The 22,748-nt window shown below is 58.3% G+C and carries 22 protein-coding genes; 7 read left to right on the top strand and 15 right to left on the bottom strand.

Annotated elements, in window-relative coordinates; translation table 11 throughout:
* Nucleotides 1–141: 141 nt before the first annotated feature.
* The gene (locus ACB042_RS12755; RefSeq protein ID WP_371178509.1) at nucleotides 142–1,782 is read left to right on the top strand and encodes an EAL domain-containing protein; all 1,641 of its coding nucleotides are present in this window, start codon (nucleotides 142–144) and stop codon (nucleotides 1,780–1,782) included.
* Here ACB042_RS12755 and ACB042_RS12750 read toward each other — a convergent pair.
* From ACB042_RS12750 to ACB042_RS12710, 9 genes are all read right to left on the bottom strand, one after another.
* A complete protein-coding gene (locus tag ACB042_RS12750) occupies nucleotides 1,745–2,239 on the bottom strand; it encodes a hypothetical protein (RefSeq protein WP_042055706.1) in 495 nt (164 codons plus the stop codon). The genes ACB042_RS12755 and ACB042_RS12750 overlap by 38 nt on opposite strands.
* A 175-nt stretch (nucleotides 2,240–2,414) precedes the next feature.
* The gene (locus tag ACB042_RS12745; RefSeq protein ID WP_005337077.1) at nucleotides 2,415–2,777 is read right to left on the bottom strand and encodes a DUF2750 domain-containing protein; all 363 of its coding nucleotides are present in this window, start codon (nucleotides 2,775–2,777) and stop codon (nucleotides 2,415–2,417) included.
* 180 nt (nucleotides 2,778–2,957) lie between these two features.
* Nucleotides 2,958–4,262 (bottom strand): inosine/guanosine kinase, encoded by a 1,305-nt coding sequence (locus tag ACB042_RS12740; RefSeq protein ID WP_005337079.1) that lies wholly within the window; start codon nucleotides 4,260–4,262, stop codon nucleotides 2,958–2,960.
* Nucleotides 4,263–4,448: 186 nt separating this feature from the next.
* Nucleotides 4,449–4,841: an MAPEG family protein gene (locus ACB042_RS12735; RefSeq protein WP_043825191.1), complete on the bottom strand. Its 393-nt coding sequence runs from the start codon at nucleotides 4,839–4,841 to the stop codon at nucleotides 4,449–4,451.
* A gap of 34 nt (nucleotides 4,842–4,875) precedes the next feature.
* A complete protein-coding gene (gene hemH / locus ACB042_RS12730) occupies nucleotides 4,876–5,850 on the bottom strand; it encodes a ferrochelatase (protein ID WP_279489238.1) in 975 nt (324 codons plus the stop codon).
* Nucleotides 5,851–5,948: 98 nt separating this feature from the next.
* Complete coding sequence (gene adk / locus ACB042_RS12725) at nucleotides 5,949–6,593, bottom strand: adenylate kinase (RefSeq protein ID WP_005337083.1); 645 nt, start codon at nucleotides 6,591–6,593, stop codon at nucleotides 5,949–5,951.
* Nucleotides 6,594–6,896: 303 nt separating this feature from the next.
* On the bottom strand, nucleotides 6,897–7,655 hold the full coding sequence (locus ACB042_RS12720; RefSeq protein ID WP_005346385.1) for a tRNA-(ms[2]io[6]A)-hydroxylase: 759 nt from the start codon (nucleotides 7,653–7,655) through the stop codon (nucleotides 6,897–6,899).
* 205 nt (nucleotides 7,656–7,860) lie between these two features.
* On the bottom strand, nucleotides 7,861–9,381 hold the full coding sequence (gene purF / locus ACB042_RS12715) for an amidophosphoribosyltransferase (protein WP_005351229.1): 1,521 nt from the start codon (nucleotides 9,379–9,381) through the stop codon (nucleotides 7,861–7,863).
* Nucleotides 9,382–9,402: 21 nt separating this feature from the next.
* On the bottom strand, nucleotides 9,403–9,891 hold the full coding sequence (locus ACB042_RS12710; RefSeq protein ID WP_005337086.1) for a CvpA family protein: 489 nt from the start codon (nucleotides 9,889–9,891) through the stop codon (nucleotides 9,403–9,405).
* An 8-nt stretch (nucleotides 9,892–9,899) separates the two neighbouring features.
* Between ACB042_RS12710 and ACB042_RS12705 the strand changes: the two genes are divergently transcribed.
* On the top strand, nucleotides 9,900–10,076 hold the full coding sequence (locus ACB042_RS12705; RefSeq protein ID WP_162504387.1) for a hypothetical protein: 177 nt from the start codon (nucleotides 9,900–9,902) through the stop codon (nucleotides 10,074–10,076).
* A 2-nt stretch (nucleotides 10,077–10,078) separates the two neighbouring features.
* On the opposite strand, the gene serS is transcribed toward ACB042_RS12705, so the two are convergent.
* The 5 genes from serS to lrp form a co-directional block, all read right to left on the bottom strand.
* Nucleotides 10,079–11,374 (bottom strand): serine--tRNA ligase, encoded by a 1,296-nt coding sequence (gene serS, locus ACB042_RS12700; protein ID WP_201910252.1) that lies wholly within the window; start codon nucleotides 11,372–11,374, stop codon nucleotides 10,079–10,081.
* A 306-nt stretch (nucleotides 11,375–11,680) separates the two neighbouring features.
* Nucleotides 11,681–13,018 (bottom strand): replication-associated recombination protein A, encoded by a 1,338-nt coding sequence (locus ACB042_RS12695; protein ID WP_157160616.1) that lies wholly within the window; start codon nucleotides 13,016–13,018, stop codon nucleotides 11,681–11,683.
* A 76-nt stretch (nucleotides 13,019–13,094) separates the two neighbouring features.
* Nucleotides 13,095–13,703 (bottom strand): outer membrane lipoprotein chaperone LolA, encoded by a 609-nt coding sequence (lolA, locus tag ACB042_RS12690; protein WP_041202312.1) that lies wholly within the window; start codon nucleotides 13,701–13,703, stop codon nucleotides 13,095–13,097.
* An 80-nt stretch (nucleotides 13,704–13,783) separates the two neighbouring features.
* Complete coding sequence (locus ACB042_RS12685; RefSeq protein WP_272955693.1) at nucleotides 13,784–16,300, bottom strand: DNA translocase FtsK; 2,517 nt, start codon at nucleotides 16,298–16,300, stop codon at nucleotides 13,784–13,786.
* Between the two features lie 202 nt (nucleotides 16,301–16,502).
* Entirely contained in the window at nucleotides 16,503–16,994 is a 492-nt protein-coding gene (lrp, locus tag ACB042_RS12680) for a leucine-responsive transcriptional regulator Lrp (RefSeq protein WP_005300047.1), read from the bottom strand.
* A 150-nt stretch (nucleotides 16,995–17,144) separates the two neighbouring features.
* On the opposite strand from lrp, the gene ald reads away from it, so the two are divergent.
* The 3 genes from ald to ACB042_RS12665 all read left to right on the top strand — a co-directional run bounded on the left by ald (nucleotide 17,145) and on the right by ACB042_RS12665 (nucleotide 20,706).
* The gene (gene ald / locus ACB042_RS12675; RefSeq protein ID WP_257687476.1) at nucleotides 17,145–18,260 is read left to right on the top strand and encodes an alanine dehydrogenase; all 1,116 of its coding nucleotides are present in this window, start codon (nucleotides 17,145–17,147) and stop codon (nucleotides 18,258–18,260) included.
* Nucleotides 18,261–18,445: 185 nt separating this feature from the next.
* A complete protein-coding gene (trxB, locus tag ACB042_RS12670) occupies nucleotides 18,446–19,396 on the top strand; it encodes a thioredoxin-disulfide reductase (RefSeq protein WP_019445530.1) in 951 nt (316 codons plus the stop codon).
* Nucleotides 19,397–19,458: 62 nt separating this feature from the next.
* Nucleotides 19,459–20,706, top strand: a complete 1,248-nt coding sequence (locus ACB042_RS12665; protein WP_058057438.1) for a diguanylate cyclase — start codon at nucleotides 19,459–19,461, stop codon at nucleotides 20,704–20,706.
* A 108-nt stretch (nucleotides 20,707–20,814) separates the two neighbouring features.
* Here ACB042_RS12665 and ACB042_RS12660 read toward each other — a convergent pair whose 3' ends face one another.
* Nucleotides 20,815–21,285 (bottom strand): glycine zipper 2TM domain-containing protein, encoded by a 471-nt coding sequence (locus ACB042_RS12660; RefSeq protein WP_005337104.1) that lies wholly within the window; start codon nucleotides 21,283–21,285, stop codon nucleotides 20,815–20,817.
* Between the two features lie 19 nt (nucleotides 21,286–21,304).
* Here ACB042_RS12660 and aat point away from each other — a divergent pair, with 19 nt between their 5' ends.
* Both aat and ACB042_RS12650 read left to right on the top strand, forming a co-directional pair.
* The gene (gene aat, locus ACB042_RS12655; RefSeq protein WP_019445527.1) at nucleotides 21,305–22,012 is read left to right on the top strand and encodes a leucyl/phenylalanyl-tRNA--protein transferase; all 708 of its coding nucleotides are present in this window, start codon (nucleotides 21,305–21,307) and stop codon (nucleotides 22,010–22,012) included.
* Nucleotides 22,009–22,725 carry an arginyltransferase gene (locus tag ACB042_RS12650; protein ID WP_371178508.1) on the top strand — a complete coding sequence of 239 codons (717 nt, stop codon included), beginning with the start codon at nucleotides 22,009–22,011 and terminating at the stop codon, nucleotides 22,723–22,725. Before aat ends, ACB042_RS12650 begins: the two co-directional genes overlap by 4 nt.
* Nucleotides 22,726–22,748 lie beyond the last annotated feature (23 nt).

Raw genomic sequence — 22,748 nt, 5'->3', positions numbered from 1 at the left:
TTCGGCACCTGTGAAAGTGGTTTCACTCACATTTAACCGATCTCAATTGACCCTTTTCACCGAGTTGCGAGGAATAGCATGCTTTGCTCCGCCAGCTTGGTTAAAATTCCCCCACAAAGCAGCCACTTCAAGGATGACAAGATGGTTCACAAGCTCGGACGTACCCTCTTTCTGATCGCCACCATAGTGACCATACCCCTGCTGCTCCTGCAAGCAGTTTGGTTGGCCCTTCAGAGCACACCGCTCACTTTGGCCATTATTCTGGCCACCACACTGCTTGGCATGATCCTGCTGTTGATGCTGGCCATCCGCACCATGGATGGCATGCTCCAGCATCAGGAGCTCACCTGGGTCAAGGCGATCAGAGGGCGGGATCCCTCACAACTCGATGAGCCCGCCTCCCAGGAGGTACTGCAACAGCTGCTGGAACAGTTCGAAAGCGCCGAGCAGAGCGCCCATCGCCAGCTGACCGAGCTCAGCAACCTGGCCACCACCGACGAGCTGACCCAGCTACTCAATCGTCATGCATTTCGCCGCGACATGACCGAGTTGCTGCAGCGGGATCAGGACACCCAGACCGCGACCCTGGTGCTGATCCGTGCCACCGAGCTTGGCAAGATCAACGCCCAGCGCGGATTCCAGTCTGGTGATGCCTACATCAAGGACATGGCCGCCCTCATCAAGCGGGTGGTAAGCCGTTTCCCGGGCAATCAGGTCTACCGCATTTCGGGGGCCGATTTCGCCGTGCTGGTGCAACCGGTGGCCAATATTCCTCCCCATCTGCTGGGGCAGGATTTGAAGGTGGCCTTCGATCACTATCAGGATCAGCACGAGCTGGAGAGCACCGGTTACTCGGGGCTGACCAAGCTCAGCAGCGGCCAGAAAATCGAAGCTGTGCTGGCCAGAGCGGATCTGGCGCTGGCTCGCGCCCAGACTGAAACCATCAACGGCTGGGCCATCCAGCAGGATGACAGCGCCTCCGATCTGCAGGGCCAACACCACTGGCGCGACGTGCTGACCGAAGTGCTGGCACAGGAGCGACTCAGCTTTACCTACCAGCCGATCCAGCCCCTGCACCGCAGCATGCTGGCTTACAACGAGATCTACACCCGCTTCAGCGGCAATGACGGCACCGCCCTGCCCACCGACACCCTGTTTGCCATGGCGCAGCGGCTGGATATGGTGATGCGGCTGGAGCAGCTGGTCATTACCCACATCATGCGCCAGTACCGGGCCTTTGGTGCCAACCAGAGTCGCTGGGGGATCAATCTCTCTCCCAACTTGCTGCAAAACAGCGCCTTCCTGATCTGGCTTGACCGCCAGCTGCTCAAAGATCCCAATACCAGCGCCAATCTGGTGTTCGAACTGGATGAAGAGCATCTGGAACGCAACCTGACAGGCGCCAAGCGGGTGTTTGAATTGCTGCGCCGCAACGGCAGTCGCTCGGCCATCGCCAATTTCGGCAAGGGGATCGGCTCCTTTACCCTGTTTCGCGAGCTCAAGCCCGACTACATCAAGCTGGACCCTGCCCTGATCACCGGACTGGAGCAGGATCAGACCAACCAGCAGTTCGTGCGGATGATCGTCGATGTATCGCATCGGATGGGGTGTCAGGTGATTGCAGAGGGGGTAGAACAGCTTGGTCAGAAACAGCTGCTGCAGGGGATGTACGTCGATGGCTTGCAGGGCTATCTGATCGCCCGGCCGCAACCGCTGCGACCGGATATCAGCCAGCTGGGGCTCTTTACTGAGGATGCTTCAACTTCAAAAGGGTCAGAATGATGTCATTGAGCTGGCGATAACGCTCCAGCTCCTTCTGATCGTAACGGGTAGCCAGTGTAGTAGGATTGTGGCGGTTTTTGAGGTAACGGTTGATCTGCAACCGGTTGAACCCCGCAACCTGATAGACCTGGCCAAGCAGGGTATTGAGCTCATCGTGCTCCAGACCGGCTCTGGCCAGATAGTCCCCATCGGCGGGACTCTCGGTCTGGTGACTCCACTTGCCAATGCGACCACTCTCCTGCAGATAGCTGAGCCACTGTTCGATATAGAGCGGTTTGCACCCCGCCAACAGGTTGAAAAAGCCCACCGCGTCGCAACGACAACCGCTCAGAAGCACGACCGCCAGCTGATCGTCATCGCACTGGAAGGTCACTGGTCCGGCTTGCGCCCAATCCAGCGCCTGCACCCGAATGCTGGCCTTCTCACCCGCAGCTCCCGTTACGTCGAATACAAACATGGCGCTCCTCCCTTGGCAAAAGGTTGATGATGGACCATCCCCCTGACAGGTGCAAAGGCAAATCGGCTTTTAACTCATCAATCGGGCCATTCGACCATAAAAAAGACCGGCACCCTCACGGATACCGGTCTTTGTTCCGATGGCCTGTGCGTTCAGGCCATCAATGGAGGCGCTTTCAGGCGTCCAGTTCAACCAGTGCCTTGGCCAGCTCGATGGGTTCGAGCTCCTGACCTTCCAGATCGGCGTTCCAGTTCGGGCCGACCAGTACATCGTCTTCATCCAGATCGTTGATCCAGATATCGAGAAACTCTTCCAGATCGATCACTTCCGGCTCGTAATCGGCCCACTCGTCAACACAGTGCAGACGGGCGTCCTCTTCGGCAGACCAGAGCGGCATCACGTCGGCATCTTCAAATTCGGCGGAGCGGCAGACGACCCAGTCTTCCCCATAGCGCAGACCCCACACCTGACCCGACTCGCGGACTTGTTCGATAAACAGTTGGAAATTGGCGTCAAGGTTGTCGTTAAGCATGCTCATGGGATTCTCTCTTTCTTTCGGGTGCTGCGGCATTGTCGGGCGACAATACGATGGCCAAATGGTGTCGTAAAAGTGACATGGACTCAAGCATATTGGGGTTATTCCGGGAAAAAAGCCGGGATAACTCATATTTGCCTGCAAAAACGCCTCCCGATGGAGACGTCTTGCAGATTCAGGAGATCAACGCTCCCAGTAAACCTCTTCCAGACTGTCCTCTTTCTCCGGCAAACCGCGGGAGAGACGGGGACTGCTCTGGGCCAACACCTCGTAGCTGACGCGGTTGGCGTATTTGCACACCTGGGCCAGTGAGGAGTAGGTCAGGAACTCGGAGATGTGCTTGGCGGAGTTGGGCACATTCATCCGGTGATAAGAGTTGGCCACCATGTCATGCAGCACGGCGGAAAGGGCGCCATCCCCTGCCCCGTTGGTGTTCTTGATCTTCTCCGGGCCACCCATATACGGGGAGATGTGGGAGTAGATACGGGCCGGTTTACGGCACTTGGCACGGGCCATCGGGCGGCTGAACTCATACATGTTGAACTCGGGGATAACGCCCGGCAACAGGGTATGGGTGGTCTCGCGCTTGTAGTCCTCATCGGTGTAGCTCGCCATGTAGAGGCCGATGGGGCCAGCAGTACAGAGCACCATGTCGGCCCAGTCGAGCGCCTTGTCGGCCGCACCGAGCGGATCAGCGATACCGGTCAGGGCTTCACCTTCGTCTTCGTTCATCGCCAGCACAGTCACGTTCTCGGCAATGAAGTCGCGCCACCACTGGGGGTTTTCGTCGATGACGAAACGGGTGCCCAGGGTCAGCACCACGGGAATACCGGCCTCGCGGGCATAACGCACCGCGGTCATGGCCGCCTCTTTCATCGGATCACCATCGTCACCACGCACCAGATAGGCGGTGATCACCAGGGCAGACGCCCCTTTGATCACATCCTCCGGAATGTGCTGCACATCCAGCTGGTTCATCTTGCCGGCGTTGATGCCGAAGCTACGCTCGCCGCACTCGGTGATGAAGGTGAAGCAACGGCCGATGGGGCCATCCACCGGCTGCAGATAGTCCAGATTGACGCGGGAAGAGGTGTTGCACAGATAACGGTAGGCGTAGCAGCCGATGCGAATGTCCTGACTCATCACACCCAGCAGGATGGAGTGGGAGTCGGCCAGTACCGAGTAGTTATGTACCGTGTTGCCGATGGTGCCACCGGCAAACTCGCTCACTACCATGTTGTTGGCCTTGAGCTCGTCATAAATCCGTTCGGCTACATCGTCATTGATGACGACGGAGTGCCCCTTGCTCAGACCATAACGGGTCAGAAAGTCTTCATCCACATGGGCTTCGATATCAACCAGGGTCTGATCAATCCCGACGACGTAGGCTTTGCCCAGCTCGGTTAACAGGGGATTTTGCGGCACCAGGGGATCGCGTCTGTCGACAGGGAAGTAGTGTTTGGACTTGCGCTGACCGGGAAATTTCATGGCAATGTTCTGTGCTCTGGGGGAAAGAGGGGCGGGATTTTAACACAATCCGCCGCCCCGAAAAGTCGCCCTGTTTAAATAATGGAGTCAGTATAGACAAGGCTTGCAAGGAAAAACGTTTGCCTTTTCACCATAAAAAAACCACCCTGCCCGGGGTAGTTCCATAGCATAAAAAAGCGTCGGTTTTCAGGCGGCCGCCATCCCCTGCAACAGGGCCAGCAGCGAGAAGAGGCCGAGGGCTAGCCAGAACAGCAAGGTGCCCAGAAAACGGGGCACATTGGGGGCTTTGGGGATCTGGATGCCAATGGCATGCAGGATACGGCCGACCAACAGCATGGCGCCACCGGCATGCAGCCAGAGCGCAGCGGCACCGGAGAGCTCGCACAGCGCCATCAGCAGCAGGGTCAACGGCACATACTCGGCAAAATTGCCGTGGGCCCGGATCGCCGCCAGCAGCTCGGGGGCTTCCCCCTGCCCTATCATCACCCCGAACTGGGCACGACGTCTGACCACCCAGAAGGAGAGCCCCAGAAACAGCAGCCCCAGCAGACCTGCATAAATCAGCGTGATATGTACCATGACTCGACTCCTTGTTTGACTGACTGCCGGTCACTCATGCCAATTCGCGGCAGATGAGCGAGACCATCATCCTGATATGGGCCTGATCGCTGTTGAGGGCCGGAATATATTCAAACCGCTCGCCACCGGCCTCCATGAAGATCTCCCGATTCTGTACCTGAATTTCCTCAAGGGTTTCGAGGCAGTCGGCCGCAAAGGCAGGGCAAATCACATCGAGCCGCTTGATGCCCGCAGCAGGCATACCGGCAATGGTCACGTCTGTGTAGGGCTTGAGCCACTCCTCCTTGCCAAAGCGGGACTGGAAACTGGCCGTCCACTGCCCGGCCTCCAGCCCGAGCGCCTCGGCCAGCAAGCTGGCGGTATGGCGACACTGGTGACCATAGGGGTCCCCTTCGTTCTCGTAGCGCTCGGGAATGCCGTGGAACGACATCAGCAGGTGATCACCCTGACCGTACTGCTCCCAGTGACGGCGCACGCTCATGGCCAGCGCCTGAATGTATTCGGGGTGGGCGTGATAATCACGAATGAGCCGTACCACCGGCAGATTGCGTTCTCTCTTCATCGCCTTGCCCCAGGCATCGAAGACCGAGGCGGTGGTACTGACCGAATATTGCGGATAGAGCGGCAACAGGATCACCCGGTTGACCCCTTTGGCCTTGAGCGCCTGCCAGCCATCATTCACTGACGGGGAACCATAGGTCATGGCCAGCTCCACCGGCACCTCGACCCCCTCCCGCTTGAGCTCCTGCTCCAGTGCGGCGCGCTGCTGCTTGCTTATCACCATCAGCGGCGAGCCCTGCTCGGTCCACACCTGCTGATAGAGCTTGGCCACTTTGGGCGAGCGCGTCGGCAAGATGATGAAGTGGAGCAGCGGACACCAGAGGTAACGGGGCAGGTCCACCACACGGGGATCGTGCAGGAACTGGCTGAGGAACGCTTTGACGGCAGCGGTGGTCGGTGCGGCTGGGGTACCCAGATTGACCAGCAATATTCCGGTTTTCGTGGTCACGTTGGCTTCCTGTCTATCTGTCATTATGCAAAAAGGGCCCGACAGGGCCCTTCTCTTTATTTATCTGATGGCACGGGAAACTGTGCCGGCAGCAAAGATCAGCCCAGAATGGTGGCAAGCTGCTTGCTGACCAGATCAACCGGCTGGGTGCCGTCGATCTTGACGTAACGGGTGTGGCCCGCTTCCGCCTCTTTGCCGTAGAAACCAATCAGCGGCGCGGTCTGCTGATGATATACATCCAGACGCTTGCGTACTGTGGTCTCTTCGTCGTCGGCGCGGATCACCAGATCTTCACCGGTCACGTCATCCTTGCCTTCCACTTTCGGCGGGTTGAACACCACGTGGTAGGTACGGCCGGAGCCGGAGTGAACGCGACGGCCGCTCATGCGCTTGACGATCTCTTCGTCCGGCACATCGAACTCCAGCACGAAATCAACTACGACACCGGCGTCCTTCATGGCTTGCGCCTGGGGAATGGTGCGCGGGAAACCGTCCAACAGGAAGCCTTTGGCGCAGTCCGGCTGAGCGATGCGCTCTTTGACCAGACCGATGATGATGTCGTCAGAGACCAGCTGACCTGCGTCCATCACAGCTTTGGCTTTCAGACCGAGCTCGGTGCCCGCTTTGATCGCCGCACGCAGCATGTCGCCGGTGGAGATCTGGGGAATACCGTGTTTTTCCATGATGAACTGAGCCTGGGTACCTTTGCCGGCGCCCGGAGCCCCCAACAGAACAATGCGCATACACGCTCCTATTGATTGGTTATTCAAATCTTGCGAAGGCAAAAAAGTACACGGTTTCGCCCGTTTCTACAAGGGTGAGCCACCTGAATGAGCACTTTATCACCATAATAACCGGCTGATCGAACAGGATTTCATCGCAAGGGGAAGACGCAAAAATAGCCAGGGATTCAGCATAGAGCGCCAAAAGCAGGAAGGAGGTACGACAGAAAAAAAGATCCCGGCTCAGGGCCGGGAATTGCGCTCAAAAGTAACTACTTGTCGCTCGTAGTAGGAACAGGGCAATAGTAGTTTGCCCCCTGTGCGTCAACAACTGTCAGATGTGACAGGCAGGCCGCTATGGAACCGGAACTGCGGATCCGGCGAGCAGATTAGCTCGGCTTCCAGCTTGCCAAAGAAGGCCACCCGCTCGCTGATATCCTCCCCTGCGTACTGTTCGGCCAGGCTCAGGTAATCCTGATAGTGACGCGCCTCGGAACGCAGCAAAGAGACGTAGAAGCGGCTCAACTCCTCGTCCAGATGGGGCGCCAACTTGGCAAAGCGCTCGCACGAGCGGGCCTCGATATAGGCGCCGATGATCATCTTGTCGACGATGGTGGCCGGCTCATGGGTGCGCACATGCTGCATCAACTGGCGGGCATAGCGGGAGGCCGTCACCGGCCCGTATTCGATGCCGCGGGCCTGCATGATCTCCAGCACCTGCTCGAAGTGGTGCAGCTCCTCCTGAATGAGCCGCACCATGGGAAACAGCAGCGGATTGCGCTCCAGCTCGGCAAAGACGGTGCGATCAGACTCCCCCATGCTGCGTTTGCCCAGGATCTCGGCCTTCTCCGGAATGGCATCCAGCTCGCGATAGAACTCCAGCTTGGGCAGCAGATGGCGCTTGCCCTTGGGCAGGCAGTAGCGGCGCACCAGACTGTGGGCCGTGAGTGCGGCCTTGGTCTCGCAGTTGGCGTGATCGATGAGCAGGGTCGGCAAACGGGCCGGATCCCGCGCCATCTCCACCCACTCATCCGGGGTCTCGCACTGCAAAAACTGGCGCACTGGGGCTAGCAGATCATCCATCTGAACTCTCGTCTCTTAAAAGCGTATCGGTCATATATGTTGCCGCCTATGCTAGCGGATCCCGCTGGCCATGCCCATATCCGGCAAGATAAGCGGATATTTTTCAAACAGATATCTCCTCCCCCTTCTGCCCGTGTTAGGTAGAAACGACAATGGGGGCCACAGGCCCCCATCTCGCTATCCCATCCGGCAAAACCGCAAACGTTTAACTGCCTTCGTTAAAAATTTCCAGATTGCTGGTGCCTTCCTGCCATTCACGCACCGCTTTGGTGTCATCGTTGCGCAGGGCATTGAGGTGATCCAGATAGGACTGGTCCACGTCGGAGGTGACGTAGTGGCCATTGAAGACCGAGGTCTCGAAGTGACGCAGATCCGGGTTGATCTCCCGCACGGCGGCTTCCAGATCTTCCAGATCTTGGAAAATCAGACCGTCAGCGCCAATCAGCTTGCACACCTCTTCCACTTCACGGCCGTGGGCGATCAGCTCGTTGGCGGTGGGCATATCGATGCCATAGACGTTGGGGAAGCGAATTTCCGGCGCTGCCGAGGCGAAGTAGACCTTGGCTGCCCCCGCTTCACGGGCCATCTGGATGATCTGCTCGGACGTGGTGCCACGCACGATGGAATCATCTACCAGCAACACCTTCTTGCCCTTGAATTCGGAGCTGATGGCGTTGAGTTTGCGGCGCACCGACTTCTTGCGCTGGGTCTGGCCCGGCATGATGAAGGTACGGCCGATGTAGCGGTTCTTCACGAAGCCCTGACGGTATGGCAGGTCGAGGGTATGAGCGATCTCCAGCGCCACGTCACAGGAGGTTTCGGGGATGGGGATAACCACATCGACATCGAGATCTTCCCACTCGCGGGCAATCTTCTGACCCAGCTTGCGACCCATGTTGAGGCGGGCGGCGTAGACCGAGACCTTGTCGATGCACGAATCGGGACGAGCGAAGTAGACGTATTCGAAGATGCAGGAGCTCATCTGCGGGTTCTCCGCACACTGCTCGGAGAAGAGCTGGCCCTGCTCGGTGATGTAGATGGCTTCACCCGGCGCAATATCCCGCACCGTCTCGAAACCGATGGCGTCGAGCGCCACGCTCTCGGAGGCGAGCATGTACTCCACCTGGCCCTGCTCGTCCTGACGACGACCGAGGATCAGTGGGCGAATGCCGTTGGGATCACGAAAACCGATGAGACCATGGCCAATCACCAGCGAGACCACCGCATATGCACCGCGGATCTGCTGATGGGTTCTGCGCACCGCGGCGAAGATATCTTCGGGGCGCAGGGCCATCTTGTCACAGCGATCCAGTTCGTGGGCCAGCACGTTCAGCAACACTTCCGAATCGGAGGTGGTGTTGATGTGACGACGGGCGACCTTGAACTGCTGCTCCTTGAGCTCCTTGGCGTTGGTGAGGTTGCCGTTATGGGCCAGCACCATGCCGTAGGGCGAGTTCACATAAAAAGGTTGGGCTTCAGCGGCACTTGAGCTGCCTGCGGTGGGATATCTGACATGACCTATGCCGATGTTCCCTTGCAAACGCTGCATGTGGCGCACTTCAAACACGTCCTTCACCAGGCCATTGGCCTTGCGTTGCCGGAAGTTTCCACTATCAATGGTCACGATCCCGGCGGCATCCTGTCCCCTGTGCTGCAACACCGTCAAGGCGTCGTAGAGGGCCTGATTGACGGGGGTGGTGCCAACTATACCGACAATACCACACATGTCTTTGCTACCTCGAAGTCACTATACCTGTTTAAGAAAACTGGATGAGTTCAACATGAACCCGAAAAACCACTGGATCACCGGCTTGAACTCCGGCACCAGCTTGGACGCCACCCACCAGTCGCTCTGGGAGAGGCTGGTGAAGGTATCCATGAAAAAAAGCAGGGCACTGACGATCAGCACCCCGCGAATTGCACCGAAGCAGACCCCCAGCACCCGATCGGTACCGGAGAGACCCGTCTTGTCCACCAACAGGCCCACCACATAGTTGACCACGCTGCCGAGGATCAGGGTCGCCACAAACAGCGCCGCGATGGCCAGACCGTTGCGAACCAGCGCGTCGGAGAAGGAGGTGAAATAGACGGCGAGATCGGGATAGAAATGGCTGGCAATAAAGAAGGCGACGAACCAGGTGACAAGAGACATGGCCTCCTTGACGAAGCCGCGCACCAGGCTGATGAGAGCAGAGAAACCGACGATGCCGATGATGGCGTAATCAATCCAGACCATAGAAAAAGATGTCCTGCGAAATTGCGGCGCAGTCTAACAAAAACGATTGCGCATTGCTTGATAAAAATGTGTTAACTGTTCAAAGCGACGCCGAAAAACCGTATTTTTTCAGCACTAAAACGGTTGATCGGCGCCAGAATGCACAACGCCATGGCAATGCCATGGCGTTGTGGTCAGCGGCGTGAACTTACCCGATGTGGGTCAGGCCACCCATGTAGGGTTGCAGCGCAGCCGGGATGGCGATGCGACCATCTTCCTGCTGGTAGTTCTCCATCACGGCAACCAGAGTACGACCCACCGCCAGACCGGAACCGTTCAGGGTGTGCAGCAGTTGCGGCTTGCCATCGATGCGCACGCGAGCTTGCATGCGGCGCGCCTGGAAGTCGGTGCAGTTGGAGACAGAGGAGATCTCGCGGTAAGTGTTCTGGGCCGGCAGCCACACTTCCAGATCGTAGGTTTTGGAAGCGCAGAAGCCCATGTCACCGGTAGAGAGCGCCATCACGCGATACGGCAGTTCCAGCAGTTGCAGCACCTTCTCGGCGTGACCGACCATCTCTTCCAGTGCATCCCAAGATTTCTCCGGGTGAACCAGCTGAACCATTTCAACCTTGTCGAACTGGTGCATACGGATGAGGCCACGGGTATCACGACCGTAGGAACCGGCTTCAGAGCGGAAGCAGGGGCTGTGGGCGGTCATCTTGATTGGCAGCTCTTGCGCGTCAAAGATCTCGTCACGGGCCATGTTGGTGAGCGGCACTTCGGAGGTCGGGATCAGGGAGAACTTGCGCACCTTGCCCTCTTCTTCCCCTTCACCTTCGATACCGGTATTGAACAGGTCCTGAGCAAATTTCGGCAACTGGCCGGTACCATAGAGGCTGTCCGGGTTCACCAGATAGGGCACGTAGCACTCGGTGTAACCATGCTGCTGGGTGTGCAGATCCAGCATGAACTGAGCCAGGGCACGGTGCAGACGGGCAATCTGACCCTTCATCACTACGAAACGGGTACCGGAGAGTTTGACGCCGTTTTTGAAGTCAACGCCCTTGGCCGCTTCGCCCAGATCGATGTGATCGCGTACCGGGAAGCTGAACTCGCGCGGGGTCCCCCAGCGGCGCACTTCCACGTTGTCGTTCTCGTCACGGCCCACCGGCGTGGTCTCGCTCGGCAGGTTGGGGATGGCGTCGGCAATGGCTTTCAACTGGGCCAGCAGGGCATCCAGCTCGACCTTGCTGGTTTCCAGCTCGTCGTTGATCTTGGTCACTTCGGCCTTGAGCGGGGCAACATCTTCACCACGACGGGCAGCTTCACCGATGGATTTGGAGCGGGCGTTGCGCTCGGCCTGCAGCTCCTGGGTACGGGACTGCAGATCCTTGCGTTTCTCTTCCAGAGCGTTGACAGCCGCTACGTCCAGAACGTAGCCACGTGTCGCCAGACGAGCGGCAGCCTCTTCGATATCGCTGCGCAGATATTTGGGATCCAGCATGGTTTACCTACTTTTTTAAAATGGGATCTGGGCCTGAGTCGTCATGACGGGCTGGGAAACAGATCCGGAAGTTAACATCGGTTGGCGCACCCCAATCGTCTTCAGAATCGGGCCTCAACAATCAGGCCTTCGAGATCAAGAAGATGGCGCAAGGCCAAGACAAGCGGGGTCAGACGGGCAGTGTAGCAGACCGCCCCCCCGCCCGAACAGGGACTATTTGTGTCGTTTTTACCGACTTTGACACGCAAACCGTCCTGCATATTCAAACGCCTGACCAATTTTCAGCCATGCGAGGTAACAAAGGGGCTATTTGCCCCGTTGCTGCGGACTTTGCCTGTCCAGTTCATGGAGGTAATCGAGCTTCTGGCCAATCTGCTTTTCAAGGCCGCGATCGGTGGGCTGGTAGTACTGCTTGCCCGCCAGCTCGGGCGGGAAATACTGCTCGCCCGCAGCATAGGCGCCCGGCTCGTCATGGGCGTAGCGATACTCGGCGCCATAGCCCAGATCGCTCATCAGTTTGGTCGGCGCATTGCGCAGGTGTACCGGCACCTCGAAGTCAGGGAGGTTTTTGGCATCATGAAGCGCCGCCTTCCAGGCGGTATAGACCGCATTGCTTTTCGGAGCGCAGGCGAGATAGACGATCGCCTGGGCGATGGCCCGCTCCCCTTCCGCCGGACCAATCCGATGGAAGCAATCCCAGGCCGACAGGGCGACCTGCATGGCGCGCGGATCGGCATTGCCCACATCTTCCGAGGCAATCGCCAGCAAGCGGCGGGCTATATAGAGGGGATCGCAACCGGCACTCACCATGCGGGCATACCAGTAGAGCGCTGCATCCGGCGCCGAGCCGCGAATGGATTTATGCACCGCCGAGATGAGGTCGTAGAAGTGATCCCCCCCCTTGTCGAAGCGGGCCACGTGCTCCCCCACCACGGCAGCGAGCAGGGCACTGTCGATCACCCGCGCCCCTGTGCTGTCGGTTTCGGCCATGTCGGCCAGCAGCTCCAGATAGTTGAGGGACTTGCGCCCGTCGCCATCCACCGCCTTGGCCAGTGCCTCCTTGACGCCGGGGGCAAAGGCAAGGGCCGGATCATTGAGACCGCGGGGATCCTGCATCGCCTGATCGATCATGGCGAGGATGTCCTCCTCCTCCAATCGCTTGAGCAGATAGACCCGGGCCCTGGAGAGCAGCGCGTTGTTGAGTTCGAACGAAGGGTTCTCGGTGGTAGCACCGATGAAGGTGATGGTGCCATCTTCGATGTGGGGCAGAAACACATCCTGCTGGCTCTTGTTGAAGCGGTGTACTTCATCCACGAAGAGGATGGTGCGCACCCCGCGCCAGCTGTTCTCCTTCGCCTTGTCGATGGCGGCGCGGATCTCCTTGATACCGGAGGTGACCGCAGAGAGTCGCTCCACTTCCGCCTGGCAGTAGTGAGCCATCAACTCCGCCAGCGTGGTCTTGCCGGTACCGGGCGGCCCCCACAGGATCATCGAGTGACAGTGACCCGCCAGGATCGCTTTGCGCAGGGGCTTGTCAGCCCCCAGGATATGTTGCTGACCGATATACTGGTCGAGGTTTTGCGGCCGCATCCGGGCCGCCAGCGGACGAAAGTCCGATGAGAAATCCAGCGACAAGTTGCTCATCTGTATTGACCACCCAACGTCACGCCACTCGCCTTTGACTGGCGCAGTGGCGAGCAATCCAACGACCGCTTGCTCATTAGCGCTGGTCGTCCAGCTCGACCCCCTTCGGGATCTTGAAAACAAATTCGTTGCCCTTGAGCACCGGCTTGCGGTTGAAGCTGCTCAGGGTGAATTCACTCCACTGCCCTTGCGCCTCTTTCACATCGAAACGACTGATGTTGTCTTGTCTGTCGAAGGTGACACGGAAGGATGCAATCAGCTCATCCTTGTTACGGCTGGTGACGGTGTAGACATCCCCCTGCTGGGTCACGTCATAATTCTTCCAGAACTTGTCGTCATTGCCAGCAATCAGAATAAAGGGGGTGTTGAGTACCGCATCTTTCAGCTTGAGGGCGGTCACCTGCTCGACGAAGGGATCATAGACCCAGACATCCTGACCATCGGCAACGATCAGGCTCTCGTCCGGCGAGGTGGTGTGCCAGTTGAAACGGTTTGGCCGCTGCACCAGCAGATCGCCGCTGGCCTTTTGCAGCTCCTTGCCCTTGCTGTCATAGACGGTCTGGGCAAATTTGGCGGAGAAGAGGCTGACACCCGCCAGCTTCTGTTTGAGATCGCTGGCCGCATCGGCCCACACCTGGCTGCTGGCCATCAGCAGCACGGTACCCATCAACAGTTGTTTTTTCATCACGCTCTTCATAAAGACGCTCTCGATAAAAGGCCACGCCCGCGGAGGGCATGGCCAGGGATAGTAAGAAACGGTGAGGCTTAGTCCCGCACCGGCGGCGGTGCCAGCACGTCGCGCTGACCATTACCACCCGGTGAGCTGACGATGCCCTGATTCTCCATCTGCTCGATGAGACGGGCTGCCCGGTTGTAACCAATCTTGAACTTGCGCTGGACACTGGAGGTCGAGCCACGGCGGGACTCCACCACGAAAGCGACCGCTTCGTCGAACAGGGGGTCCAGCTCTTCGTCGCCACCACCGCCATATTCGCCGCTGCCACCTTCGCCACCCGACTCACCGGAGAGGATCTCCTCGATGTAGTTCGGCTCGCCGCGCAGTTTCCAGTCTGCCACCACCTTGTGCACTTCGTGATCATCGACGAACGCACCGTGTACCCGGGTCGGGTTGGAGGTGCCAGCCGGCATGTAGAGCATGTCGCCCATACCGAGCAGGGATTCGGCGCCGCCCTGATCGATGATGGTACGGGAGTCGATCTTGCTCGACACCTGGAACGAAATCCGGGTCGGGATGTTGGCCTTGATAAGACCGGTAATCACATCCACCGACGGACGCTGGGTCGCCAGAATAAGGTGAATACCGGCGGCCCGCGCCTTCTGGGCGATACGGGCGATCAGCTCTTCCACCTTCTTGCCGACGATCATCATCATGTCGGCAAATTCGTCCACCACCACCACGATGTGGGGCAGTTTCTCCAGCTCCGGCGGCATCTGATCCATGGAGTCACCCGGACGCCACAACGGATCCAGCAGGGGTTCCCCCTCCTCGATGGCAGCCAGTACCTTGTCGTTGTAGCCCTTGAGGTTGCGCACCCCGACTGCCGACATCAGCTTGTAACGGCGCTCCATCTCGCCCACACACCAGCGCAGGGCGTTGGCGGCATCCTTCATGTCGGTCACCACCTCGGTCAGCAGATGCGGGATCCCTTCGTAGACCGAGAGTTCCAGCATCTTGGGGTCGATCATGATGAAGCGCAGGTCATCGGGGGATGACTTGTAGAGCATCGAGATGATCATGGTGTTGACCCCCACTGACTTACCGGAACCTGTGGTACCGGCCACCAGCAGGTGCGGCATCTTGGCCAGGTTCACCACCACCGGCTCGCCGGCGATGTCCTGACCCAGGCCCATGGTGAGCGGGTTGCGGCTATCGCGGAAGGCATCGCAGTCGAGGGTTTCGCGCAGGTAAACGGTCTGGCGCACCCGGTTGGGCAGCTCGATCCCCACATAGGTTTTACCCGGAATCACTTCCACCACCCGCACGCTGCTGGCAGACAAGGAGCGTGCCAGATCGCGCGAGAGGTTGGTGATCTTGCTCGCCTTCATGCCCGGCGCCAGATCCAGCTCGAAACGGGTAATGACCGGGCCCGGATAGACACCGACCACCTTGGCCTGCACGTTGTAGTCGGCAAGCTTGGCCTCCACCAGACGGCCCATGCGATCCAGCTCATCCTTGCTCATCATCTGGGTCTTGGCTGGCGGTCTGTCCAGCAGCTCGATACTCGGTAACGGCGGCAGCGTAGATTGTGGACGACGCTTGGGCTTGGTCGGTGCGACGGCTACCGGCGCGGCGACCTCGTCGTCCCCTTCGGCCCAGGGCAGATCCAGATCGTCCTCATCATCGTCATCGGCCACAGCCAGTACCGGCTGACGGCGACCATTGGCGGCCGCCACCGCACGTTTCGGCTTGGCAACAGGAGTCGGCTCGTCCTCTTCATCATCAAACTGTGGGTCGAACTCGAAGGTATCGTCGTCGAGTTCCGGCAGCCACTCTTCGGCGGCAGCCTTCTGGTTCTTGGCCTTGGGCTTGCGCGTCCAGCTGGTGTGTGGCTCATCTTCCTCGTCATCAAACGCGATGGCCCCTACCCCGCCTTCCAGCAAGGGATCCGGCCCCTCGTTGCGGGGTTGACGCCAGCCACCGGTCAGCCAGCGGCCGAGGGTGGTCGGGAAGTGGTAAACAGCGCTGACCGAACCGGTACAGGCCGCACCGATCTGCTCGACAATAGTGAGCCAGGACCAACCGGTAAACAGGGTGATGCCGGTTGCCACGAAGCAGAGCAGCATCAGGTTGGCCCCGACGCCGCCAAACAGCGGCACCACTGCAGAAGCGATCACATCCCCCACCAGACCACCGGCGGAGAAGTTTTGCATATCGTTGAAGTTCATGCTGGCAATGGCCGACATGCCGAGCACGGTCAGGATAAAGCCGATGATCCGCACCCCCAGGGTGAGGTAATCCACATCGAGCAGACGGCTCGGACGCCAGAACAGACTCCAGCCCAGCAGTACCACCAGCGGCGGCACCAGATAGGAGAAGGCACCAAAGGTAAACATGGTGATATCGGCGAGCCAGGCACCGGCACTACCGGCGAGGTTCTTCACCTCCCCTTGCCATGAGGTCTGGGACCAGCCGGGATCAGCGGGGTGATAGGACAACAGGGCAAGCAGAAGATAAGCAGCCATCAGGGTGATGGCGATCAAGACGGCTTCGAAGATCCGTTGTATACCTGATAAAGGAGTAAACAGCTTTTTATCGGCCAAACTCCGGCTCCTTTCTGAAAACATGTAATGCAGGAAATAAGGGGGCCTAGTATCCCCGAAAAGCCCATCGATTGTCAGCCAGAGCCTGATGGGACGGGGCCATATTTGCAATTATCTTTACAAGAAGAAACGAGCGGACTGGCCGCTCGTTTCTGACTGTCATGGTGTCTCATATGGAGAAGATACCACGGCATAACCTGCTTTATCGGGTGCTGATCACCAGACGACTGCTCTGCTTGACCTCTTCCATCACCACATAGGTGCGGGTGTCATTGACACCGGGCAGACGCAGCAGGGTTTCCCCCAACAGACGGCGGTAAGCCGACATGTCGCTGACTCGGGTCTTGAGCAGATAGTCGAAGTCACCGGAAACCAGATGACACTCCTGGATCTCTTCGAGCACCTGAACAGCCTTGTTGAACTGTTCAAACACATCAGGCGCCCCGCGATTGAGGGTTATCTCTACAAACACCAGCAGAGATGCGTCCAGATAATGAGGGTTCAGAATAGCGGCATATCCTTCGATATAACCTTGTCGCTCGAGGCGACGAACCCGTTCCAGACACGGTGTAGGACTCAGGCCAACTCGCTTGGACAACTCAACATTCGAAATCCTGCCATCCTTTTGCAGTTCATTAAGAATGTTGCGGTCAATCCTGTCCAAATCCTTTAGCCGACTCTTAGCTTCCATCATTTTATTCCATCCTTTGGCTATTTTTTGGTAAGAATCACCAGTCATTTTATAATTATGGTCACAAATCCTGTCAATACCTGAATATACTAGGCGCAAATGTTGGTTAACATTTTGGCAACATGAAACACCAATCTATAGACGAGGGATAGCATGATTATCGGTGTACCTAAAGAGATAAAAAACCATGAATACCGCGTAGGCATGGTTCCGGCCAGTGTACGTGAACTGACAGCACGAAACCATACTGTTTTCGTCCAAAGCGGTGCCGGAAACGGCATTGGCTTCAGCGATGCAGATTATATCGCTGTTGGAGCCGAAATTTTGGCCTCTGCAGCAGAGGTTTTCGCCAAAGCCGAGATGATCGTCAAGGTCAAGGAACCTCAGCCTGTCGAATGTGCCATGCTGCGTCCGGGTCAGACCCTGTTCACCTATCTGCATCTGGCGCCAGACTTGCCCCAGACCGAAGCCCTGCTTAAAAGCGGCGCCATCTGTATCGCCTATGAAACCGTCACCGACGGCCGTGGCGGCCTGCCCCTGCTGGCCCCCATGTCGGAAGTGGCCGGACGCATGTCTATTCAGGCGGGTGCCCAAGCGCTGGAAAAATCGCGCGGTGGTAGCGGTGTGCTGCTCGGCGGCGTACCCGGTGTCGAACCGGCCAAGGTGGTGATCATCGGCGGCGGCGTGGTCGGCTCCAATGCAGCCCGCATGGCCATTGGCCTGCGCGCGGATGTCACCATCCTCGACAACAACATCGATACCTTGCGTCGTCTTGATAACGAGTTCCAGGGAGCAGCCAAGGTGGTTTACTCCAACAGCGAGACGCTGGAGCGACATCTGCTGGCGGCCGATCTGGTCATCGGCGGCGTACTGGTGCCGGGTGCCACTGCGCCAAAACTTGTCCGCCGTGACCACATTGCGCGCATGAAGCCGGGTTCTGCCATCGTCGATGTGGCCATCGATCAGGGCGGCTGTGTGGAAACCTCCCACGCCACCACCCATCAGGATCCGACCTATATCGTCGATGAGGTGGTGCACTACTGTGTCGCCAACATGCCGGGGGCGGTGGCCCGCACCTCGACCGTGGCGCTCAACAATGCCACCCTCCCCTTTATCATCAAGCTGGCCCAGCAAGGATATCGTCAGGCACTGCTGAACGATCCCAACCTGCTGCACGGGCTCAACGTGATGGAGGGCAAGCTCACCTGCAAGGAAGTGGCCGTGGCACATGGCCTTGCCTACACGGATCCCCTGACCCTGCTGAACTGATCTGCGCTGGCCTGCGCCAGTTGGAGATGAGTGAAAATCCGCCCGCGATGGGCGGTTTTTTTATTCCTTTATTTTGCATGTCACCCCTTGTGAACACGATTAGTGCAATCGACTCACCAGCCTTTGACCCCGAATCACGAATTACCTACAATCGCGCAAACTCATCACATCCCGGAAATGACATCATGAGCCAAGTCACGCACAGCAAATTGCTGATCTTAGGGTCAGGCCCGGCCGGTTACACCGCGGCCGTCTACGCCGCCCGCGCCAACCTCAATCCCCTGCTCATCACCGGCATGCAGCAAGGGGGTCAGCTGACCACCACCACCGAAGTGGAAAACTGGCCAGGTGATCCGGAAGGGCTGACCGGCCCTGCCCTGATGGAGCGCATGAAAGAGCATGCAGAGAAGTTCGATACCCGCATCCTGTTTGATCACATCAACAGTGTCGAACTGACTCAGCGCCCGTTCCGTCTCAAGGGCGACAACGGCGAGTACACCTGCGATGCCCTGATCATCGCGACCGGCGCCTCCGCCAAGTATCTGGGTCTGCCCTCCGAAGAGGCCTTCAAGGGTCGCGGCGTCTCCGCCTGTGCCACCTGTGACGGTTTCTTCTACCGCAATCAGGAAGTGGCGGTGATCGGCGGCGGCAACACCGCTGTTGAAGAAGCCTTGTATCTGGCCAACATCGCCAAGAAGGTGCACCTGATCCACCGCCGCGACGAATTCCGTGCCGAGAAGATCCTGATCAAGCGTCTGCACGACAAGGTCGCGAGCGGCAATATCGTGCTGCACACCCACCAGACTCTGGACGAAGTGCTGGGGGATCAGATGGGGGTCACCGGTGTGCGCCTGCGCAACACTCAGGACAACAGCACCAGCGAGCTGCCGCTGATGGGCGTCTTCATCGCCATCGGCCACCAGCCCAATACCCAGATCTTCGATGGCCAGCTGGAGATGCAAAACGGCTATCTGAAGGTACGTGGCGGCCTCGACGGTTTTGCCACCCAGACCAGCATTGAAGGTGTCTTCGCTGCCGGCGATGTGGCCGACCACAACTACCGTCAGGCGATCACCTCTGCTGGTACCGGCTGCATGGCAGCCCTCGATGCCGAACGCTACCTCGACGCGCAATAAACAAGCGCAGATGTGATATAAGGCATACCAGTCGGTATGCCTTTTTTATTTAAAGGAGTCTAATGAAACAGAAGATATTGATTGTCGAAGATAGCCTGACCATCCGCCGTATGCTGACTCAGGCCATTGCCCAGCAGACAGGCCTCGAGATTGACGCCTTTGATACCCTCGAAGGTGCCCGTCACTGCCGGGGCGAGGAGTATGTGGTCGCGCTGGTGGACCTGACCTTGCCGGATGCGCCCCGTGGCGAAGCGGTCAACGAGCTGCTGGCTCGAGGTTTGCCGGTGGTGATCCTCACTGCCGACATCAGCGAGGATAAACGTGCCGCCTGGCTGGAAACCGGCGTGCTGGACTATGTGATGAAGGATTCGCGCCACTCGCTGCAATATGCCGTCAGTCTGGTGCACCGCCTCTATCTCAACCAGTCGATCGAAGTGCTAGTAGTCGACGACTCACGCACCTCCCGTCACCGCACCATGGCCCAGTTGCGCAAGCAGTTGTTGCAGGTGCATGAGGCCAGTCATGCCCGTGAAGCGATGGCGATGCTGGAGCAACACCCGGACATCCGGCTGGCACTGGTCGACTACTATATGCCGGATATCGATGGCATCAGTCTGGTGCGGATGCTGAGAGAGCGATACAGCAAGCAGCAGCTCGCGATTATCGGGATCTCGGTCTCGGACAAGCGCGGTCTCTCTGCTCGCTACCTCAAGCAGGGCGCCAACGACTTTCTCAACCAGCCGTTCGAGCCGGAAGAACTGCAGTGTCGGGTCAGCCACAATCTGGAAGCGCTCGAGCAGTTCAACAGCATTCAGGAGTCAGCCAATCGTGATTACCTGACCGGTCTCTACAACCGGCGCTACTGGTTCAACGAAGGGCAAAAATGGTTTGAAGAGCATCAGCGCCTGCAGACGCCTCTTGCACTCTGTGTGCTCGATGTGGATCACTTCAAGCAGGTCAACGATCACTGGGGCCATGCCATCGGCGATCAACTGCTCTGCCATCTGACCCGGCTACTGACCCAGTTCTTCCCCGATGCCATGATCGCCCGCTTTGGCGGAGAGGAGTTTGCCATGATGGTGCCTCACTGTACCGTCCCCGTGTTGATCAAGCGTCTTGAAGGGCTGCGTCAGCAGCTGCGCCAGCAACCTTTGTCACCGGAAACCCCGCTCTTTGTTCGCGCCAGTTACGGCGTGATCAGCGTCGGGCGGATATCCATGGACGAGGCGCTGAGCGTAGCGGATCGGCTGCTCTATCAGGCAAAGAACACCGGTCGCGACAAGATAGTCTCTCAAGAGATAACTATCTGAATCCTCAGGGCATCAGTCCCGTGTATTACCGCCCGACAGACTTTCCGACAGGAGAGTCTGCGGGTTCCTTTCCTGCCACAGTCTCCCCATCACCATGACTATCGAAAGTCAGTAAGTCTTGTCGACCCGCACCCCATCATCGAAGTAGAGAATGCGCACCTTGTCTCCATTGGCAAAGACCATGGCGGGATCATAATCCTGGATCACGTTGATAAGGGCATTTTGCTCGTTGCGGATCAGCAGCTCCACCAACTTGTTTTCCACCACGGTTCCCCCGGACTGGTATTGTTGCGCAGCTGCAGCTCCCGCCAGCGCCCCGACGGCGGTGGCGATCTCACGACCATGACCGCCGCCAAACTGGTTGCCCAGCAGACCGCCCAACACGGCACCACCCAGCGTCTTCCAGCCAGAGTGCTCGGACTCCAGGATCTGGCGCTGGGTAATATTGCGCACCGTTTCGACCTGACCAAACACCACCTGATTGACGGGCCGCGCGGTATTGCGCTGGTAGACCTCCGCCCCGGCAGGCGCCGTGACAAAGCAGAGCAAGCTGGATACTATCAGGATAATGGCCTTCATCTATAAACCTCGTTGCCTTATGTCTCGCTATCTTACCCAACTGGATGATGAGCTTTGCTGGTTTCCCGACCCCAGCCATGCGCTGGAAGAGCCCAACGGCTTGCTGGCGATCGGCGGGGATCTCTCCCCTGCCAGATTGCTGGCAGCTTATCACAAGGGGATCTTCCCGTGGAATGAACCCCACCAGCCGACCCTGTGGTGGTCACCGGATCCCCGCGGAGTGATCCGCCCAGACCAACTCCATGTGGGACGGACACTGCAGAAGATTATCCGCCGTACCCCATTCGATATTTCCGTCAATCGCGCCTTTAATGAAGTCATTACCGCCTGCGCCGCCCCTCGTCGCACTGCCGATGGCACCTGGATCAGCCAACCCATGATCGAGGCCTACCAGCAGTTGCACCGGCTGGGTCATGCCCACTCTATCGAGATCTGGCAGGAGGGAGAGCTGCAAGCGGGGCTGTATGGCCTATCTATCGGCCGACTGTTTTGCGGTGAATCCATGTTCAGCCGGATTGATAACGGCGCCAAACTTGCCATGGTGGCACTCTGTCGCCACTTCGCCCGCCATCGCGGCGCTCTCATCGATTGCCAGATGCAGAACCCGTTTCTGGCGACCCTGGGTATCGAGGAGTGGCCAAGGGCCCGTTTTCTGGCCGAGCTGGCGCGCCTTGGCCATCAACCACTGTTGGCTTCCTGCTGGCAAGAGGGGGAGATCAGCCTATGACTGAAGAAGTGATCCTTAAAGTAGGGCTGACTCCCAAGCATCCCTGCAGTTATCTGGACCATGAACAGGAGCAGTTGCTGGTGCTGATGGATCACAATCTGCTCAACGCCAACGGTTACGAGCGATTGTTGACTGCCGGTTTTCGCCGCAGTGGCAACGACATCTATCGCCCCCACTGCCCGGCGTGCCATGCCTGCCAATCCCTTCGTATTCACAGCGACCGCTTTCGTCCCAGCCGCGGCCAGAAGCGGATCCGCCAGCTCAACAGGGATATCGAGATCGTCCTGAGCTATGATGACAAACCCGAGTATTACCTGCTCTACGAACGTTATATCCGCGAACGCCACCCCGATGGCAGCATGTATCCCCCCAACCGCAGCCAGTATCGCGGTTTTCTCCATTGTGACTGGATGCCGCCACTCTATCTGGAGATGCGCAAGGAGGGCCGTCTTATCGGCGTGGCCACCACAGACCTGCTACCCCACTCCTTGAGCGCCATGTACACCTTCTTCGACCCCGATTATGCCGATCGCTCCCTGGGCACCTTTGCCATCCTCTGCCAGCTCGATCTGGCCAGGCGAACCGGACGAAGCTGGCTCTATCTTGGCTATCTGGTAGAGGCGTGTCGCAAGATGAATTACAAACGCAATTATCTTCCTCACGAGCTGTTAATTCAGGGGGAATGGAAAAATATCGACACCAAGCCCGAGTAAACTTTACACATAGCCTTAAATCC

The organism is Aeromonas sp. S13(2024) (assembly GCF_041402405.1).
Classification (GTDB): domain Bacteria; phylum Pseudomonadota; class Gammaproteobacteria; order Enterobacterales; family Aeromonadaceae; genus Aeromonas; species Aeromonas veronii.
The sequence above is the reverse complement of the archived record's forward strand: the minus strand, read 5'-3'. Positions and strand labels throughout refer to the sequence as shown.